Below are 18,561 nucleotides of genomic sequence, written 5' to 3' on the forward strand. Positions count from 1 at the left end.
AAATTTCTTGGGATTTTTATGTCACGCCTCAGTTAACGTTCAAGGATAAACTCAGAGTTAACAGAGGTCTGTTTATTTGCTTTTGAAACAGCCTGCTCAAAAGCCATCCGCCCGACTTGACGGCAATGGTTGTCAATGGTGGGTAATTTGAGCAATTGTCCAGCGAGCAAACGTTCTTGTCCTACAATAATCGGTTTAGGAAGTCCTTGCTCTTCAAACCAACGCCATACATTGGCCGCAATTTCGTCGGAATTAGCAAAAATTCCGTCAAATTGTGTCAATTGTGGAGCAAAGCGATAAGCATCCTCAGATGAGATAAGGCCTGATTTGATCTGCTCTGGTCTTGCTTCAAGTTGGTAAACATCCTTGTAAGCCTGTAGAGTAGTTGAGATTGTTGGACTTTTACCTCTGGATAAGAGAAAGCCAATATTTGAACAGTGTTGCTCCTTGAGCCATTCAAAGGCTTCACGATAAGCAGGAATCCGATTTGCATAGGTTGCTGGAATCCCTGAATTTTCAGGTTTGTAGCAGAGCACGATAGGACCATATTTCTGATATTTAAGAATCGTCTCTTCAGGTACTTGACGTGAAGTGAAAATGATGGCTTCAAAGGCCTTTTTACGTAATTTTTCTAGATATTCAATTTCTAAATCCTGATTATAGTTTGAGGGGAGAATAATAATTTTATATCCTGTTTCAAAGCTTTTCTCAAGGATTCCTTCTAAAATTTTGCTGAAAAAGGGTGACTTGATATAAGGAAGTACAACACCGATATTATGTGTAGCTCCATATGCCAATTCTTGAGCAATCGCATTTGTCGCATAGTCTAATTCGGCAGCAGTTTTCAAGATTTCTTCACGCGTGTGTTGAGAGGCATAGCCATTACCAGAAAGCACACGAGAAACGGTGGCTTTGGAGTATCCAGTAAGTTTGGCAATATCAGAAAGAGATGTCATAAGGTTACCTGTTCGTTGATTTCACGAATAGCTGAGAGCGCCTCAGTTACACCGTGATCTGTATTTTTAGCTACCACTATTTTAACATGGGCTTTCACTTCTTCGCTAGCATTATCTACTGCGATAGGAAGACCGGCAACCTTCAAGAGCGGAATATCGTTATGTCCATCACCGATTGCAGCAATTTCCTCAAAGTTAATTTCCTTTTCTTCCAAAATAGCTTCCGCAGCATCAGCCTTAGTTTTTTCAGCAGATGTAATCTCTAAAGTATGTACTGTGGAACGAGTCACATGGATATCAGGAATATCCAGCTCTTTTAAAGCTTGTTCAATTTGTAGCATTTCTTCAGGGTTGAAAGACATCAGCATAATTTTGTAGATTTCAGATTGTCCGTCAAATGCTTTAATACGTGGTTCAGCTCCAGTAAGGGCTTTTTGGAAGAAAACTCCCTTGTCCTGTTTCTTAATGTACCAATGTGCCAAGCTGTACCAGCTGAGGCTTACATTTGGAAAGTTTGAAGAGAAGTAATCCAAAAGAGCGGAAACAATATCAGCCGGTAAGGTGTGCTTTTCAATCACTTGAATCCCAAAATCATTTTGAGTAAAAGTTAGATTTCCGTTGAAAGCGATCTGTGGTGTCTTTAGCTGAAGTTTATTCAATATAGGGCCCATCTCAATCGGGCTTCGTGCGGAAACAAGGCTAACGGGGATATCACTCAGGCAGACTGACCAGCGATTTGTATCAGAAAGGCTGCCACGTGTATCGAGAAGTGTCCCATCCATGTCTGTAAAAATGTGTTTAATCATCGTTAAATCTCCTTTATGTTTTTTTGATGCTTTCATTGTAATTTATGAAACGCGTTCCATGTCAAGCGATATGCTTTTCCGATTTGGAAGATAAATTGAGGAGAAAAACTGGAATTTCATAAATTTTCACATAATTCTGTATAAATTCTTGCAATTTAAAATATTTTTACGTATAATAAGTTTTAAATTCATAAAGGAGAAAATCACATGAGCAAAACACTTCCATTGACAGTCTATTTCTTTTGGCGCAGATAAGTTGTGTTTATGCTTGGCATAGATACAACTTTTGAGTATTCTCAAAAAGTATCTGTGCCCGTGATAAAAAGCCGGGTAAATTACCCGGCTTTTTCTTTTTGAATTTAACCGCTCTTTAGTTTTTGTTAAACCATTAAAGTTAATCTATCGTGATCCAAGCAGGGCTTTACCTTTTTTATAAAAAACTAAAGAAGCAAAAAAAATAGAAATGAGGGATTTTACTTGGAAAATTCTAATCAAGAACTGAAGTCTTCAATGAAGACGAGACATGTGATTATGCTATCACTTGGTGGCGCCATTGGAGCGGGCTTATTTGCTGGTTCCAGTAACGCCATCCAAGCCGCTGGTCCAGCGGTAATGATTGCTTATCTTTTAGCTGGCGTAATTTTATATGTCGTGATGCATGGTGTTGGCCAAATAATCATTCATCAAAAAGAGAACACTGTTGGTTTAGCAGGGCTCATCTCCCCTTATGTGGGAAAAAGATTTGCCCACTTTACAGACTGGGTTTATTGGTCCTTATGGATGGCTGTTATGGTAGCAGAATCAGCAGCCATTGCTCAATTTTTAGGAGTTTGGCTCCCCCAAATTCCATCGTGGATTTTTGTACTTATAGTAGCTATTATTACCTTGGGGCTAAACCTTTATTCAGTACGTGTCTTTGCGGAAACAGAGTATTGGCTGGCTTGGACAAAAATTATTGTCATTCTTATTTTGATTGTTGTGGGACTTTATTTAGTCGCTACTCAAGTTTTCCATCTCGGCCTTAGTGACGGCCTTGGAAGAATGAATACTTATGGCGGATTTATGCCTAATGGCATGCAGGGAGTGTTTAATTCCATGCTTATCGTTCTTTATTCTTATGGTGGATCAGAACTTATAGCCTTGACGGTTGCAGAAGTAGAAAATCCTAAGAAAGCTATACCAAGAGCGATTCGAGGAGTTATTATCCGTATTTTCTCTTTCTATGTTATTCCAATGTTTATCTTTGTGGAGCTCTACTCATGGAAGTTTTTGAGTACAACAAAAGAAAGCCCGTTTGTCTTAATTTTTGAAAAACTTGGGATTCCAGGGGCAGCTTTGATTGTTAACTTTGTTATTATCTTAGCTCTCTTTTCTGTTATTAACTCGGCTATTTATGCCACATCACGTTCGGTTTATTCACGGGCCAAAGATGCGAAGGGTCCAATCGGACAAACGCTAGGTAGACTCTCGAAGAAACAAATCCCTGTCGCAGCAATTATCTTTTGCTCAGGCATGCTCTTTATCGGAGCTATTCTCTCCTTTATTTTTGGCGATAATCTTTTTGTCTATCTTGCAGGATCAATCTCTTATACGATTCTTATTGTATGGATGATGCTTTTGATTGCGGCGATTATTTTCTATTTTAAAACAGGACTTGGTGGTTGGTTTGTCAAGACGGTTTCCATCCTTACTTTAATTGTACTGCTTATTGTGGGCTACAATGTTGTGATTTCAAACCCGTGGGGAATTTCTGTATTTGCCTTAGTCGTCTGCCTTCTTAGCCTTTTAAGCTATCGTAAAAAAGAAGAATAAATAAATGAAACAATAAACTGTCAAGTATTTTTCTTGACAGTATTTTTTTGTTTTGATAAACTTATCTTAATAATAAAAGCGAGGTAAGGTCTATTGAAATTATAAGTCATGAAAATTGAAAAAACGTTAAAAGCGGTTCTGCAAGAAAGACCGCAGATGTTTTTTCGCATTCATGATTTATAGAAATAGACTTTCAAAAATAAAGACCTTTTTGGGCTTATTTTGAACTCCTTTTCTCTATTTTTGTGGATGCGAAAATAGAGAAAAGGAGTTTTTATTTTGAATAAAAAACAGAAAGAGATGCAAGCTCGATTAGAGAAAATTAAAGCAGCACAGAAAAAAATACCTGTTCAAACAGGTAAGAAAATACAGGCAAAAGGCCTTAAACATGCAACAAAAGCCCACACAAGTTCGCAGCATTATACGATAGGTTTTAGCTAAAAATGAGAACAGTGTGGTTTAAAAAGCATATAAGCTTTTAGAACAGGAGAAAAATGTCGAACATTAAAATAAATCATTTAACATTTGGCTATACCGATCAGCTTATTTTTGATAATGTAAGTATTAATATTGATGATCAATGGAAGCTGGGATTAGTTGGCCGTAACGGGAGGGGGAAAACTACACTTTTAAAAATCCTTCTCGGAGAAGTGGAAGCACATATTGACATAAAGACAAATAAGAGCTTTGTTTATTTTCCTCAGACGATTAATGATAAAGAGCAGCTGACCTTATTTGTCTTGCAGGAATTAGCTGACTTTGAGCAGTGGAAACTAGAACGTGAATTAACATTAATGGGGGTTGACTTAGACACTTTATGGCGTCCTTTCAATAGTCTTTCTGGTGGAGAGCAGACAAAGATGCTGCTAGCAGTTCTATTCTTGGATGAGCACAATTATCCGCTCATAGATGAACCAACCAACCATCTTGACAAGGCATCACGTGAGAAAATTGCTGCCTATTTGGCAGAAAAGAAAGGATATATTTTAATCTCACATGATCGTCAATTTCTTAATAAAACAACGGATCATACAATGGCGATAGAACGTGCGGATTTACAAGTGTATGCAGGTAATTTTGCTGTCTACGAGGAGGAAAAACGTTTGCGCGATCTAACGGAAAAGGCGCAAGACGATAAACTCAAGAAAGAAATCGGTAGACTGAAGCAAACAGCGCGTGAAAAAGAAGCGTGGTCACGCAATTTAGAAGCAACAAAATCCCGTAAGAAGCGAGGCTTTGATTCAGAAACCAAACGTGTTGATAAAGGTTTTATTGGACGAAAAGCAGCAAATATGATGCAAAAGTCTAAAAATCTCGAAAAGCGCATGAAAGAGGATATCGCTGACAAGGAACTACTTCTAAAAAATTGGGAAGAAGTACCTGGCTTGGAAATGAGTATCTTAGAGAGCCATCAAAAACGCTTACTGACAGTGGATAATTTAACGGCTGGCTTTGAAGAACTTCTTTTTGAACCTGTGTCTTTTACACTTGAGCAAGGCCAAGTAATTGCCCTAACAGGAGAAAATGGTCGAGGAAAGTCTTCACTAATGAAAGTCCTCACTGGAGAATTTAATGGACGTTATGCTGGTTCATTTGAGTTGGCTCATAACTTGGTTATTTCCGAAGTAAGGCAGCTTGCAGATAACAAAGGTTTCCTAAATGAATTTGCTAAAGAAGAAAACTTAGAATTAGAACTTTTCCTCAACAATTTGCGCAAGTTAGGCGTAGAGCGCAAAGTTTTTGAGCAAAAAATCGAAAATATGAGTCAAGGACAGCAGCGTAAAGTCGAACTCGCTCGCGCCTTAAGTCAGCCAGCGCACATTTATCTTTGGGATGAGCCGCTCAACTATCTTGATGTTTTTAATCAAGAGCAAATCATTCAAATGATAAAGAACAGCAAGCCCAGCATGCTCGTCATTGAGCACGATCAGTATTTTGTTGATCAAGTCGCAGATATCCAAATCGAACTCGTAAAAAGCAGCGTTTAGCACACTGCTTTTTTATTTGAAAAAATTTAGAGATTTCTTGACATGTTCCTTTTATTCCTGTATACTAAAGAAGTCGAAAGAATGAAAGCGTTTTACGTGCGCGTTATTTTAAAGACATTGCTCTCTATCCAAGAGCAAACTTTCCTATAAAATGTTTACAAAAGTAAGAACGTCCGTTGGTGAAGCGGGCGTTTTTACTTTTTTTGAATAAAAGTGTTTTCTATCTATGGATAATAGTATTTCATTTCGAAAACAAGACATCTTATTGTAAAATATAAGTAAAACAAATGAAATGGAGAAGAGATGTCCAAAGTTGGAAAAATAGTAGTTGCATTAGTAAGTGGAGCACTGCTCATACTCTTAGTGCTGACTGCGGTGATTTTTACACAAAATCGAGAATCTGTAAAAAGACTTACAGCGATTGAAGAAAAATGGAAAGAACAAGGTCAAGGTGGGATAGGGAAATACACTTTTTTAGTTTATTATGCACCATCACCTGAAGAAGCAGAAGGCATGAAGGCAAATTTTGAGACTCATCCTAATACTTTACGTGTTTTTGTTGAGGCAAGTAGCCGCATGGAAGCTAAGCAAGAAGCTATGAATCGCCAGCATATTGATGAAGTACAGATTTTACATATTGTCAATCCAGATGGCACAAGTAAAGATGGGTGGTGGCCGCCACTTCGTAATGTTAATTAAGTTTTGAAGCACATCTCAAGTTGAGATGTTTTTTTATTGTGGCTAGTCTTTTATTTAAGGCATTAGAAAATTGCGATATGAATAAGACAATCTTTTTATTAAATTTAATTGTTGTGACTTAAAAGTAATTTAGTTTATCTTTGTGCTTATTCCGTTAGGTAAATTACATTTATTTTAATATAATTAATAATAAGTTAAAAAAGGAGATGGTTTATGAAAATTGTAATCGTAGGAGGATCTCATGCAGGAATTGCTTGTGCTAAGCGTGCGCGTGAAGAATATCCAGAATCTGAAGTAATTATTTATGAAAGAAAAGCGGAAGTGAGTTTCATTTCCCAAAGTATTCCGCAATATCTGATGGGACAAAATAATTTGGCTAGCCACTCTACTTATACTTCCGTCAGAGAGCTTGAGGATTTGGATATTCAAGTCAAAACGCGGACGACCATTGAAAACATTAATGCAACAACTAAGCAACTGATATATACTGAAAAAGATAGCGAAATTCCACTAACCGATATCTTCGATAAACTTGTTCTAGCAACAGGTTCGTATCCGGTCATTCCTCCGATTCGTGGTGTGATTAATGAAAATGTATATTTTGTTAAAAATAAACAAGATGCATTTGCTCTCCGAAAATTTATGGATAAGAAAAAAGTTGTTGCGGTCATGGGCGGTGGTATGATTGGCGTTGAGCTTGCCCGTATCTTTCGAAACAAAGGAATGGACGTTTATATCGTACAAGCTGGAAATCGTATTCTTAACAAATATGTTGATGAAGAAGTCAGCGAAGAAATTCGTAGCTTGCTTGAAGATGAGGGCATTAAAATACACACATCGTCACTAGTTGTTGACATCAAGGACATATCATCAACAAAACTCAGTAAAAAAGGGAAAAAGCTAGCTGTTTATACAGAAAATAAACAGATCAATGTTGATGGTGTCGTCGTGGCCATAGGTTTCCGACCCAATTCGACATTGTTGATGGATCAGGTACTCTTAGGTGAGATGGGAGCTATTGAGGTTGACGAGTTTATGCGTACCAGCGCTGATGATATTTTCGCCGCTGGAGACTGTGCAACAACAAACATGAAACAAGTAGAGCGCAAAATTTATCTCCCCCATGCCTCCGATGCTTTTCGCGAAGGAGCGGTTGCTGCTGTCAATCTTATAAAGCCAAACCAGATGATTACACCATCACAAGGAACATATGCAATGAACTTAGAGGGATACAGTATCTGTGTCTCCGGTCTCAGCAAAGAAACAGCTCGTAAAGAGGGCTATGATGCAGAACTGGTTTATCTAGAAAATCACTTTATCAACTCTGACGACTATATCAAAATATGGATTACCTATGATCAAAAAAATCACAAGTTTCTAGGTATTCAAGCTATGGGAACAGTTCCGAATCTTGCAAGTTATGCCAACATTATTTCAGTTGCTATTCAACAAGATATGACTATTGAAGACATGGAATTTGCTGATTTCTACTTTGAACATGGCTTCAAAAACCCAGATAGCTTCTTAAAAATTACAGCACAAAAAGTAAGAGAGCAGGTGCGTCAAAGACAAGGAGCGAGAAATCTCAATGTTAAATAAACGATCATCTGCCGCTCTCGCACAATTGAAGGAGTTACTCCAAGCACTGGAGAGCTTGGACAGGTTACGTATTCAACGCACTCAACTGAATAAGGCAACCAAGCGTGAAATTAGTGCCACACGTAATCGTTATGCTTTTATCACGGGATTAATTGCTGGAGTATTTATTGCGATCGCACTTTTTATTGTAACTGGGGAATATATACTTCAGCGAGTTGATTTTGAAATTTTTGTTCTTTTTGATGTTTTCTACTTTGTTTTTTCTAGTTTAATCTGCATGGTAATTTTCCTACTTCTATGGGAGAAAGGTGCACTCAAGCATTTTTCTGAACGCACAGTGGTGAGGATTAATAGTGAGGTCCAAGAAGAGCGCGATCGTCTTCTGAAGGCAACTCGAGAAATCCTAGATTCGGAAGCAATTACTCAAACTAATATTTCATTGGAATACTTAACGCCAAAAGCTATCGAAATTTTTCAGAGCTATATTCAAACCGGGCAATGTGATACTGTACGCGAGGCAGCCTATATTTTTGAAATTGATCTAAAGAATAGTAGAAACCGCTATGCAAAGTTCTTTCACAATCATGAATCCTTGGTTTCACAAGAACGGACTTATATTGAAGAGAAGGGTGGACATTAGATGGTTGCCTGGTTTAATCTTAGCAGTATTGTTGATATAACACTCTTTATCTTCGTTTTTTACCCAATTGTTGGTGGTATTTTCTGGATTATTGGTGGCACATATTATCATTTTCGGACTAAAAAGTGTCTGCCAAAGTTTCCAGAAGATGTGGAAGAGCCTTTTATAACTGTTATGGTACCTTGTCACAATGAAGAGGTAGTTATAAAGCGTACTCTCCATTACTTGGATACACAGATTAATTACAAAAATTATGAAATTATTGCTATATCGGACGGTTCAACAGATAATACAAATACTATCTTACGAGAATGGCAAGAGACAAAAACTAATTCGCATTTACGGGTTATTGAAGTACAGAAGAACAAGGGAAAAGCACATGGGCTCACTCAAGCAGCTCTTCATTCAAAAGGAGATTTTTTACTCTGTATCGATGCGGATTCTTTTGTTACGGGAAATGCGCTTAAACATATGGTGGCTTGGTTTATGGTAGATTCTATCTTTTCTCCAAAAGAGTTGGTTGCTGCAGTCACAGGAAATCCAATGCCACGTAATCTGACCTCTTTGCTAGCAAAGTTGCAATATGTGGAATATCATTCGATTATCGGAATGACTAAACGTGCACAATCGATGATTGGACGAATTTTTACAGTTTCGGGTGTCTGTGTTATGTATCGTAGGGAAGCACTGATCGATATAGGACTTTTTGACCAATCTAAAATTACCGAAGATATAGCTGTCAGCTGGGCACTGCAGCTTAAGGGATGGCGCATTCAGTATGCACCGAATGCACGTTGTTATATGGAGGTTCCCGAAAAAATAAGTGTCCTTTATAAACAACGTCGTCGTTGGGCGCAAGGTGGCCTTGAGGTATTTATGTCTCATGCATTGGACGTACTTTTACATCCAATGAAGACATTTCCGTTTATCTTTTTGCTTATGGATCAGTTTTTATCTATCATGTGGGCTATTTTTTGGTTTATCTCGTCACTTTTTGTCATCTATTGGCTCTTTTTCTGGGTTGCACTTGGTGATGGTTTCCAGATTAAGCGTTTTATCATTAGTGCATTGATTTTTATCATGTATGAATTTATTGTGGGTGTGACACAGCTGCTAACTTCTATTTGGTTCAATGAAAGTGATAAAGCAGCCATGAAATATTCACTTTTTGCGGGTTGGTATACGTGGATTTATTGGCTTATTTCCCCATTTACTTTACTTGCGGCTCTACCAAGAGCGATTAAAGCACAAATTACGGGAGGAGGAGGAACATGGGTATCTCCAGAGAGACAGAAGACAGAAGATTGAAGGAAAAAACATCGTCTGATTTTCAACGATCTCGTATCCTGTCACGTAAAGAAATAGAGAATGAAGTAGTTTACGATGCTTTCTTTGATCCAAAAGCTGCGCCTGATTCGAAATTAGTAATAACGCGCGTGTTAAATGTTTTGGGGATAATTATCGTCTGGTTGGTAACATTTTTACCAGGCATAATTACTTTGTGGCAAGTTTTTTGGACGGAAGAAATGATAGATACGGACCCCTTCTTCTACTTAGAATCCACAACACGCCTTTTCTTTAACTTTTCGGAATCCATACTTATGACTTTACTTGTAGTCTCCATTATCATTGCTTTACTTGCGGCCCATCGTAAATGGTTTCGATCCAAAGGTTATTTTTCCAATAAATTCCAAAATAAGCAAAAGAAGCTTTTGAGTCAAATTAAAGATAAAGCTGACGTTTTAGAGTTTCATTTCTCAAGCAAATTGGGTGAAGAAGCAGTGAGGCGACATACTGATTGGATTGTTATTTTACCTGAAGAAAATATTGATACCGATGAAATTGAACTTCTTTATGATTATTATATTAAGAAACCTTGAATATATTCAAGGTTTTCTTAAAGCATTATTACCTAAAATAAAAGCGAAACAGTCCTTAATTTGCTATAATTAGATAAGAATAATTTTAGAAAAAGGAGTTTTATTTTGGGGATTCTTGCCATTGTTGAACTATCTATTTTTGTCCTAAACTTCTTTTTATCATTGACCATCATTTTTCGCGAGCGAAAAAGCACCTCAACAACATGGGCTTGGCTCTTTGTGGTCAATCTTCTACCTGTCTTTGGCTTTATTTTATATATCTTAGTTGGTCGTGGCATTGCACACTATCGCATTTTTAAGGTGCAGCGTGCCTTTCGTGTGGGATTTGAAGAGCAATTGAAACGTACTTGGAGAGTGTATAACGAAGAGGGATTTATAAAAAAAATAACGAGAAATCATGGTATCACACAGCTGATTCATATGCTTTTTGTTGAAGAAAAAGCCGTTATTTCAGCAAATACCGGAGTGAAAATCTTTACAGATGGTCGTGCAAAGTTTGATGCACTGCTTGATGATATTCATAATGCCCAACATCACATCCATTTAGAGTATTACATTTTTCGGATGGATCATCTGGGAAGGGAACTTACGAATGCTCTTACTGCAGCTGTAAAACGTGGTGTTGAAGTGAAAGTACTCATTGATGCTTGGGGAAGCAATAAAACAAAAATGCGTGAGTTTGATGAATTGACGAAAGCTGGTGGAGAAGTGTCCTATTTCTTTCCACTGATTTTATCCCTCATCAATCCGCGAACAAATTATCGCCTACACCGTAAGATTGTCGTTATCGATGGTCAAATTGGTTACACAGGTGGTTTCAATGTGGGCGACGAATACGCAACTGAAACGGCTAAATTTGGCTACTGGCGAGATACCCATCTCCGTTTAACAGGCGATGTTGTGTACTCGCTGCAGAATCGCTTTATTATGGATTGGAACAGTCAGCATAAGTTTGAAATATCAGAAGCAGAAGAGTACTTCCCAGCAGCCTTAGAAGAAGATCGGATCATTACACAGTTTGTGACCTCTGGTCCAGACGAAGTCAAAGCGCAAATAAAAATGACCTATATGAAGATGATAAATAGTGCAGAACGTGAAATCATTATTCAAACACCCTATTACGTGCCCGATGATGCCCTGCACGAATCTTTAAAATTAGCCCTTTTATCTGGGGTGGAAGTTCGGCTCATGATTCCTAACAAACCGGATCATCCATTGGTTTATTGGGCGACCTATTATTATGCAGCTGACTTGCTTAAGATGGGAGCAAAGGTTTATACTTATGAGAAGGGCTTTGTACATTCTAAAACGCTCATTATCGATGGAGAGTATGCATCTGTAGGATCAGCAAACTTCGACAATCGAAGTCTCCAACTTTGTTTTGAGGGAAATATGGTCCTTTACGATTATGATATTTCGCAAAAATTACGGGAAGACTTTAAGAAAGACCTTGAAGTCAGCAAGCGATTGACCATGGAGATATATGAAGAGCGAAGCACAAGCATTCGCTTCAAAGAAGGGCTTGCAAGGCTCATTAGTCCAATGCTTTAAACAAAAAATGATCCTATTTATACTTTAATAAGAAAGAGGAGAAAAACATGGATAACAAACTGAATATTGTCATTATTACCGGGATGTCAGGTGCAGGTAAAACTGTAGCCATTCAATCTTTTGAAGATATGGGCTACTTTGCCGTTGACAATATGCCACCTAACTTAATTGAAAAATTTGTTGAGCTTCTCAATACACCCGACAGTAAAATAAACAAAGTTGCAATGGTTGTTGACATGCGCTCACGTATCTTCTTTGACCGTTTACGTGGTATCGTTGCAGAATTCTCAAATCTACCAGAAGTGAATTTTAAACTTTTATTCCTTGATGCAAGTGATGTTGAATTGGTTGCACGATATAAAGAAACACGTCGCTCACATCCGCTCGCTATTGATGGACGTGTATTGGATGGGATTACGCAAGAGCGCGAAATTCTCTCGGATTTGAAGTCCTTGGCTGAAGTTGTAATCGATACAAGTGAGCTCACACCACGTAATTTGCGGGCTCGTATTCTTGAGCGCTTTTCAGAAACAAAAGAAGCTCCATTTCGTATCGAAGTTGTTTCCTTTGGCTTTAAGTACGGTTTGCCTATGGATGCAGACTTAGTCTTTGATGTGCGTTTCCTACCAAATCCACACTACATTCCAGAGCTTCGTGATAAAACAGGGCAAGATAAAGAAGTCTTCAACTATGTCATGAATCAAGAAGCTTCTGAAGCATTTTATAAAAATTTAATGAACATGCTCTTGCCGATTATTCCTGCTTACCAAAAAGAAGGAAAATCTGTATTGACAATTGCTTTTGGCTGTACAGGTGGGCAACACCGCTCTGTCGCATTTGCTGAACGCGTATCCAAAGCACTTCTTAAAGAAGACTGGCATTTAAATACTAGCCACAGAGATAAGGATAGACGGAAAGAAACGGTTAATCGATCATGAGCAAATCAAAAGTAGTAGTTATAGGAGGCGGGACTGGAATTCCCGTCATTTTGAAGTCTTTGCGACAAGAAAATATTGATCTTTCCGCAATTGTAACAGTAGCAGATGATGGTGGATCTTCGGGTCGCCTGCGTTCAGCAATTAATATTGCTCCGCCAGGAGACTTGCGTAATGTTCTTATTGCCATGAGCGACATGCCCAAATTTTATGCAGATATTCTGCAATATCGTTTTGATGCAAGCGATGGAGAACTTGCTGGCCATCCTTTAGGTAACTTGATTATCGCTGCAATCGGTGAGATGCAAGGTTCAACTTATCAAGCAGTACAAACTTTAGCACGATTTTTCCACGTGCGTGGCAATGTTTATCCTTCCAGTGATGTGGCACTGACCTTGCATGCTGTTTTTAATGATGGGCACGAAGTTGAAGGTGAAAGTAAAATTGCTGATTATGATGGCTTGATTCATCATGTTTATTTGACGGAGACAAACACAGGCCAGAGCCCACGCGCCTCTAAAAAGGTGGTGCAATCTATAATGGAAGCAGATACGATCGTTTTAGGGCCTGGCTCCCTCTTTACTTCAATCTTACCAAATATAGTCATCCCAGAAATTGGTGAAGCCTTACTTAAAACAAAAGCTCGTATCATTTATGTCTGCAATATCATGACACAACGCGGGGAAACTGAGCACTTTAGTGATGCAGATCATGTGCGTGTTATCCATGAACATTTAGGCACTCGTGTGATTGATACCGTACTTGTAAATAGTGCGGAAGTGCCAGAAGAGTATATGAATTCAAATGAATTCGATGAGTATTTGGTCCAAGTTGTTCATGACTTTAAAGCACTCAAAGATGAAGAAGTTAACATTATTTCAAATGATTTCTTACAGTTGGTTAATGGAGGAGCCTTCCATAATGGTGATGCCATTGCTTCAGAAATCATGGGTATCAGTGCACGTTGTGAGAGAAAAAAAGAATGAGTTTTACGAGTGAAATAAAAAAAGAGCTCACGAGTCAAAAAGCAAGTCGAGGAACTTTACTCGCTTTAATACGCATGAATGGATCTCTGGGTATTTCTGGAGGTTTGACCTTGTCTTTGTCTACTGAAAATGCAGCTACCGCAAAGTATATCTATCAGATGCTCCTTGAAATTTATCAAATACGTGCTGAAATTCGGGTGCATCAGAAAACAACACTTTCCAAAAATAGAGTGTACACCGTTTTTATTGAAGATAAAGTTAATGAGTTGCTCAATGAACTGCAACTGTCGGATTCGCTGATGTTTTTGGATTCAGGTATTCCTGAGTCAGTGAAGTATGACCAACAAGCACAAGAAGATTATATGCGGGGGGCTTTTTTATCAAGTGGTTCGATGCATAATCCAGAAAAAGGCGATTATCAGTTGTCTATTTCTAGTGTGTATCAGGAACATGCTGAAGACTTAAAAGATATTTTTAATAATTTCGGATTTGATGCGCGTGTCATTGCGCGGAAGAATCGCTATATCCTTTATTTATCTAAAGCAGAGGAAATCATGGACTTTTTGACCTTAATTGGAGCGATGAAGGCACGTTTAAAATTTGAAGATGCAAAAATAATGCGTGAAATGCGTGGCTTGGCAAACCGTCAATCCAACTTTGAATCGGCAAATATAAACAAATCAGTGTCGGCAGCACAAGATGTAATATCGGCAGTTAAATATTTGGCAGAGAAGAAAGAGCTGGAAAATTTGCCGCCTGCACTTACAGAGGTTGCTCATGCTCGGATTGCTCACCCTGAAGCGACCATCAAAGAATTAGGGCAACTTTTGGATCCACCGTTGGGTAAATCAGGTGTGAATCACCGGTTACGAAAATTGACATCCTTAGCTGAAGAAATAAAAAAAAGCGGAAATTAATCCGCTTTTTTTAGTGCATTTAAAAACATTTCAGTAAGAATCTCAGGGCGCTTCAGTGCCCTTTCCAAAGGGATTGTTTTCATTCCTTCACTCATAATATCGATAAAAAGAATCAGATCCTCATCCGTGTAATCAGGAGAAATTTGTCCTTCTGCACGCCCTTTTTGAAAGAGTTTTTGATAAACAAGATGTTGAATATGTCGCATATCTGTATCAAAGAAGTTAGGATCAGTAGCGTATTGATTCATCATGTTTTGCAAAAAAATATCCGTCATCATATGGATCTGTTTTATTTTAAAACGCGAAACCTGGCGAAAAGTCTCACGAAAATTTTCCTTCGTGTTTACCAAGTGTTGAATTTCCTCAATCATAAAATTAAGTGCATTTCGTATAACGATATTCATCAAGTTATTTTTATTCTTGTAATATTTAAAAATTGTGACCTTAGAGACCTGTGCCAGTTGAGCAATTTCATCCATAGAAATATCTGAAATTAAGCGTTCTCGTAGTAGGTTAGAAGTCACTTCAAGAATGGCTTTTTTCTTTTTTTCTGTTTGATTCATTTTCTCGCCTCCACAAAAGAATACTTTATATGTATTATATCTTTTCGTTTGTACTCTTTCAACTAAAATAGTACAATATGAACTATAAAAGTAAAAATAGTACATATTATTTATGGAGTGAGGAGGAAAAGCAATGCAAAAGATTGTTGAAATAAAAAACTTGCAGAAAAATTTTGGTAAATTTCAAGCTTTGAAGAATGTTACATTAGATGTAAATGCCGGAGAAGTTTTGGGCTATATTGGTCCCAATGGTTCAGGAAAATCAACAACGATTCGTGTTTTGCTGGGGATTATTAAAAAGAGTGGAGGTTCAGCCACAATATTTGGTAAAGATGTGTGGACAGATGCCATTGGGATTCATAAGAAAATTGCTTATGTGCCTGGCGATGTATATCTTTGGCCCAATCTTTCTGGGGGCGAGATTATTGACCTTTTCTTGAAGCTACATGGTCATGCAGATTTAAAAAAACGTGATGAACTTATCAAGAAGTTTGAACTTGATCCCAAGAAAAAGGCGCGTAGCTATTCCAAAGGAAACCGTCAGAAGATTGCCTTAATTGCTGCCTTAGCCACGGATGCTGAACTTTATATATTTGACGAGCCAACCAGTGGTTTGGATCCCTTGATGGAATCGGTTTTCCAAGCTGAAGTCCAGCGCCTCAAAAAAGCAGGGAAAGCCATTATTTTGTCCAGCCATATCTTATCTGAAGTCGAACGTCTAGCAGATCGTGTTGCTGTAATTCGAAAAGGAGAAATCGTTGAGACAGGCTCACTTGATGATTTACGTCATTTGACACGTGATACTTTTAAAGTCGAAACTCATCAAGCGCCAGAAGAGTTGCGTGGATTAGAGGGCGTACATGATTTACATCTCAATGGTAACAAGGCTGTTTTTCAAGTGGATTCGGATAAAACAGATGTTATCTTAAAAACCTTACTTAAGTATGGGGTGAAGAAGTTAGAGTCTACACCGCCAACTTTAGAAGAGCTCTTCATGCATCATTATGAGTAGGAGGTGGACATTATGGATAAACCATTAAATAAAACCTTCAGTATGCTGAAGGCCTTGCTCAAGAGAGATTGGTTAAAGCTGGTCTTTTGGATAGCCGGTGTGTTGGCTTTTGCAGCATCAGGAGTGGGTAAATTTGAGCTTATCATGCAGACTGACAGTCAAAGAGAAACTATGTTTAATGTTTTTCAAGGACCAGCTATGACGGCATTATTCGGTCCTATGACGGTCACTCAAGGAAAGGATTTTACCGCAGCAGCAGCTTATGGCACGACCATGCCTTTAATTACAGCAATAACATTTGCTGTTGTTTCTGTTATCTACGTTGTCAATCGAACGCGTAAAGAAGAAGAGGATGGAATTGCTGAAGTTTTCCGTTCTTTTCAAGTTGGAAAGCTAGCCAATACTACAGCTGTCGTTATTGAACTCTTTGTTTTACAAATCTTGATTACTGTGGTTTTGGCGATTTCAATTCAGTTGCAAAATATTCCGGGCATGACTTCTTTTAGCGTAAATCTCTTGTTTGCCTCTGCTATAGGTGCTCAAAGTTTAATGTGGGGCTTATTCGCACTTGTTTTTGCGCAAATCTTTTCCGACTCAGGTAGTGCTAAAGGTGCCACTTTTGGCTTCCTTGGCTTGCTCTATCTTATTCGTATGGGAACAGATACACAAAATGTAAATTGTGGCTATTGGAATCCCTTGAGTTGGTCATATCTGACCGACCCTTATGTTAAGAATCATTGGCTTCCCATCTTGTTAGCATTGGGATTAAGCCTTGTCCTTCTCGTTCTAGCTTATTTCCTTGAGATTAGACGAGATGTCAATGCAGGTTATATTCCAGAGATAAACGGTAAGGACCATGCTTCGAAAAGCTTGCTTAGTTTTACAGGACTTACGCTGAGGCAACAACGTACAGCCAGTATCGGATGGATTTTGGGACTTTTTGTTCTAGGTATCACTTATGGATCTATGATTGACCAAATCGGTGGCTTTGTTGAATCTAGTCCAACTATATCCAAACTCTTTAATATTGACCCTCATCTGGCAAATGAAGCCAGCAAGGCAGCAAGTAAAGCGATGATTGAAAGTTTTATGTCGACAATCTTTATGATTTGTGCGGTAATGGTTGCTTGTTTTGCGGTCACTTCCCTCATGCGGCTGGTAACAGAAGAACGAAAAAATCGTCAAGAACAGCTTTATGCTATGCCGATTAGCCGTTATAAAGTTTATGCAACCTATATGATTATCTCTTGGATATTGGGGGCTCTTGCTCAATTTGCAGTTGTACTTGGTATCTATCTGGCTCAAGCTAATAACGCCAATGCATTTAGCTTTGCTAAAGTAGCTGCTGCGGGGATGTCTTGGACAGTTGGAGTTTTCTTTGTTCTGGGCATTTTAGGCTTGCTCATAGCCTTGGTTCCACGTTTGAGTGCTTTGATTTGGGGTTATCTTGGCTTTGCGTTCTTCATGAGTTATATTGGCAACATATTGAATCTCCCGGCTTGGTTAAATAATTTTAATATTTTCCACCATATTTCAAGGCTTCCGGTCGAAACGATGAACTGGGGTAATTTTGTACTCATATTTGCTTTAGCAGTATCTTTTTCTCTACTTGGAATGGTTGCTTATCGCCAGCGTGACTTGATTGGTGATTAAATAAAAAATAGTCCAGATGGACTATTTTTTTAATTGATGATAGCGATTGTACCAAATGTCAACATACTCTTTGGAGAAAGGTCCGCGTTCATTATTTATCCAATCAACAAGAATTTTTACATTTTCTTTCAAAATATGGTCAATTTCAGGAGAGTAGTTCATTTGTCTTCTGTGACGTTCATATTCTTCAACATCCAAGAGTTTTTTCTCGCCATCTTTAAATACTTTTACATCGAGATCGTAGTCGATGTATTTCAGCGCCTCATTGTCTAAAACAAAGGGGCTCGCAAGGTTGCAGTAGTAGCTGACGCCTTCCTCACGAATCATAGCAATGATGTTAAACCAAAACTTTTTGTGGAAATAAACGATTGCAGGTTCACGTGTGACCCAACGACGGTCGTCTGACTCGGTTACAAGTGTGTGGTCATTTACACCAATAATTGAATTTTCATTTGTTTTCAGTATCATCGTATCTCGCCAGGTACGATGTAAACTGCCATCATGTTTATAGCTTTGAATCGTGACAAGGTCGCCTTCTTTCGGAAGATTCAAGGCTTCACCAAC

At 38.3% G+C, this 18,561-nt stretch carries 18 protein-coding genes; 14 read left to right on the forward strand and 4 right to left on the reverse strand.

Features of this window, described 5'->3' with window-relative positions:
- Nucleotides 1–32: 32 nt before the first annotated feature.
- Both J0J33_RS06285 and J0J33_RS06290 read right to left on the reverse strand, forming a co-directional pair.
- The gene (locus tag J0J33_RS06285; RefSeq protein WP_017369743.1) at nt 33–956 is read right to left on the reverse strand and encodes a LacI family DNA-binding transcriptional regulator; all 924 of its coding nucleotides are present in this window, start codon (nt 954–956) and stop codon (nt 33–35) included.
- Entirely contained in the window at nt 953–1,762 is an 810-nt protein-coding gene (locus tag J0J33_RS06290) for a Cof-type HAD-IIB family hydrolase (protein WP_019335346.1), read from the reverse strand. Before J0J33_RS06290 ends, J0J33_RS06285 begins: the two co-directional genes overlap by 4 nt.
- A 477-nt stretch (nt 1,763–2,239) precedes the next feature.
- Between J0J33_RS06290 and J0J33_RS06295 the strand changes: the two genes are divergently transcribed.
- The 12 genes from J0J33_RS06295 (at nt 2,240) to whiA (ending at nt 14,769) form a co-directional block, all read left to right on the forward strand.
- Nucleotides 2,240–3,574, forward strand: a complete 1,335-nt coding sequence (locus J0J33_RS06295; protein ID WP_019291882.1) for an amino acid permease — start codon at nt 2,240–2,242, stop codon at nt 3,572–3,574.
- Nucleotides 3,575–3,853: 279 nt separating this feature from the next.
- Nucleotides 3,854–4,015, forward strand: a complete 162-nt coding sequence (locus J0J33_RS06300; protein WP_019291881.1) for a hypothetical protein — start codon at nt 3,854–3,856, stop codon at nt 4,013–4,015.
- Nucleotides 4,016–4,068: 53 nt separating this feature from the next.
- Nucleotides 4,069–5,562 carry an Lsa family ABC-F type ribosomal protection protein gene (gene lsa(D) / locus J0J33_RS06305; protein ID WP_206888749.1) on the forward strand — a complete coding sequence of 498 codons (1,494 nt, stop codon included), beginning with the start codon at nt 4,069–4,071 and terminating at the stop codon, nt 5,560–5,562.
- Between the two features lie 303 nt (nt 5,563–5,865).
- Nucleotides 5,866–6,261 (forward strand): hypothetical protein, encoded by a 396-nt coding sequence (locus J0J33_RS06310; RefSeq protein ID WP_206888759.1) that lies wholly within the window; start codon nt 5,866–5,868, stop codon nt 6,259–6,261.
- 213 nt (nt 6,262–6,474) lie between these two features.
- Nucleotides 6,475–7,860, forward strand: a complete 1,386-nt coding sequence (locus J0J33_RS06315; RefSeq protein WP_206888768.1) for an FAD-dependent oxidoreductase — start codon at nt 6,475–6,477, stop codon at nt 7,858–7,860.
- Entirely contained in the window at nt 7,850–8,500 is a 651-nt protein-coding gene (locus J0J33_RS06320; protein ID WP_206888770.1) for a hypothetical protein, read from the forward strand. Before J0J33_RS06315 ends, J0J33_RS06320 begins: the two co-directional genes overlap by 11 nt.
- The gene (locus J0J33_RS06325; protein WP_206888795.1) at nt 8,501–9,808 is read left to right on the forward strand and encodes a glycosyltransferase; all 1,308 of its coding nucleotides are present in this window, start codon (nt 8,501–8,503) and stop codon (nt 9,806–9,808) included. It abuts the gene before it with no gap.
- Entirely contained in the window at nt 9,772–10,380 is a 609-nt protein-coding gene (locus J0J33_RS06330; RefSeq protein ID WP_206888798.1) for a hypothetical protein, read from the forward strand. The genes J0J33_RS06325 and J0J33_RS06330 overlap by 37 nt, the downstream gene beginning before the upstream one ends.
- A gap of 105 nt (nt 10,381–10,485) precedes the next feature.
- Nucleotides 10,486–11,931 (forward strand): cardiolipin synthase, encoded by a 1,446-nt coding sequence (gene cls, locus J0J33_RS06335; RefSeq protein WP_019293179.1) that lies wholly within the window; start codon nt 10,486–10,488, stop codon nt 11,929–11,931.
- Nucleotides 11,932–11,978: 47 nt separating this feature from the next.
- The gene (gene rapZ / locus J0J33_RS06340) at nt 11,979–12,869 is read left to right on the forward strand and encodes an RNase adapter RapZ (RefSeq protein WP_206888801.1); all 891 of its coding nucleotides are present in this window, start codon (nt 11,979–11,981) and stop codon (nt 12,867–12,869) included.
- Nucleotides 12,866–13,852: a YvcK family protein gene (gene yvcK / locus J0J33_RS06345; RefSeq protein ID WP_019291877.1), complete on the forward strand. Its 987-nt coding sequence runs from the start codon at nt 12,866–12,868 to the stop codon at nt 13,850–13,852. Before rapZ ends, yvcK begins: the two co-directional genes overlap by 4 nt.
- A complete protein-coding gene (gene whiA, locus J0J33_RS06350; RefSeq protein ID WP_019291876.1) occupies nt 13,849–14,769 on the forward strand; it encodes a DNA-binding protein WhiA in 921 nt (306 codons plus the stop codon). The genes yvcK and whiA overlap by 4 nt, the downstream gene beginning before the upstream one ends.
- Here the strand turns inward: whiA and J0J33_RS06355 are convergent.
- Nucleotides 14,766–15,332: a TetR/AcrR family transcriptional regulator gene (locus tag J0J33_RS06355; RefSeq protein WP_019291875.1), complete on the reverse strand. Its 567-nt coding sequence runs from the start codon at nt 15,330–15,332 to the stop codon at nt 14,766–14,768. The genes whiA and J0J33_RS06355 overlap by 4 nt on opposite strands.
- Nucleotides 15,333–15,465: 133 nt before the next feature.
- On the opposite strand from J0J33_RS06355, the gene J0J33_RS06360 reads away from it, so the two are divergent.
- A complete protein-coding gene (locus J0J33_RS06360) occupies nt 15,466–16,344 on the forward strand; it encodes an ABC transporter ATP-binding protein (RefSeq protein ID WP_165719533.1) in 879 nt (292 codons plus the stop codon).
- Between the two features lie 12 nt (nt 16,345–16,356).
- On the forward strand, nt 16,357–17,997 hold the full coding sequence (locus J0J33_RS06365) for an ABC transporter permease (RefSeq protein ID WP_206888818.1): 1,641 nt from the start codon (nt 16,357–16,359) through the stop codon (nt 17,995–17,997).
- A 21-nt stretch (nt 17,998–18,018) separates the two neighbouring features.
- Here the strand turns inward: J0J33_RS06365 and J0J33_RS06370 are convergent, their stop codons facing one another.
- Nucleotides 18,019–18,549 carry a DUF402 domain-containing protein gene (locus J0J33_RS06370; RefSeq protein ID WP_004258003.1) on the reverse strand — a complete coding sequence of 177 codons (531 nt, stop codon included), beginning with the start codon at nt 18,547–18,549 and terminating at the stop codon, nt 18,019–18,021.
- Between the last annotated feature and the right edge of the window lie 12 nt (nt 18,550–18,561).

Source organism: Lactococcus sp. LG1267 (assembly GCF_017309545.1).
Taxonomy (GTDB): Bacteria; Bacillota; Bacilli; order Lactobacillales; family Streptococcaceae; genus Lactococcus; species Lactococcus petauri.

Excerpts from the sequence above, each read along its gene's own strand:
- J0J33_RS06320 (WP_206888770.1), top strand. The coding sequence starts at position 7,850 with ATGTTAAATAAACGATCATCTGCCGCTCTCGCACAATTGAAGGAGTTA.
- J0J33_RS06365 (WP_206888818.1), top strand. The coding sequence starts at position 16,357 with ATGGATAAACCATTAAATAAAACCTTCAGTATGCTGAAGGCCTTGCTC.
- J0J33_RS06285 (WP_017369743.1), bottom strand. The coding sequence starts at position 956 with ATGACATCTCTTTCTGATATTGCCAAACTTACTGGATACTCCAAAGCC.
- J0J33_RS06310 (WP_206888759.1), top strand. The coding sequence starts at position 5,866 with ATGTCCAAAGTTGGAAAAATAGTAGTTGCATTAGTAAGTGGAGCACTG.
- whiA (WP_019291876.1), top strand. The coding sequence starts at position 13,849 with ATGAGTTTTACGAGTGAAATAAAAAAAGAGCTCACGAGTCAAAAAGCA.
- J0J33_RS06360 (WP_165719533.1), top strand. The coding sequence starts at position 15,466 with ATGCAAAAGATTGTTGAAATAAAAAACTTGCAGAAAAATTTTGGTAAA.
- J0J33_RS06315 (WP_206888768.1), top strand. The coding sequence starts at position 6,475 with ATGAAAATTGTAATCGTAGGAGGATCTCATGCAGGAATTGCTTGTGCT.
- J0J33_RS06290 (WP_019335346.1), bottom strand. The coding sequence starts at position 1,762 with ATGATTAAACACATTTTTACAGACATGGATGGGACACTTCTCGATACA.
- J0J33_RS06355 (WP_019291875.1), bottom strand. The coding sequence starts at position 15,332 with ATGAATCAAACAGAAAAAAAGAAAAAAGCCATTCTTGAAGTGACTTCT.
- J0J33_RS06325 (WP_206888795.1), top strand. The coding sequence starts at position 8,501 with ATGGTTGCCTGGTTTAATCTTAGCAGTATTGTTGATATAACACTCTTT.
- J0J33_RS06330 (WP_206888798.1), top strand. The coding sequence starts at position 9,772 with ATGGGTATCTCCAGAGAGACAGAAGACAGAAGATTGAAGGAAAAAACA.
- yvcK (WP_019291877.1), top strand. The coding sequence starts at position 12,866 with ATGAGCAAATCAAAAGTAGTAGTTATAGGAGGCGGGACTGGAATTCCC.
- rapZ (WP_206888801.1), top strand. The coding sequence starts at position 11,979 with ATGGATAACAAACTGAATATTGTCATTATTACCGGGATGTCAGGTGCA.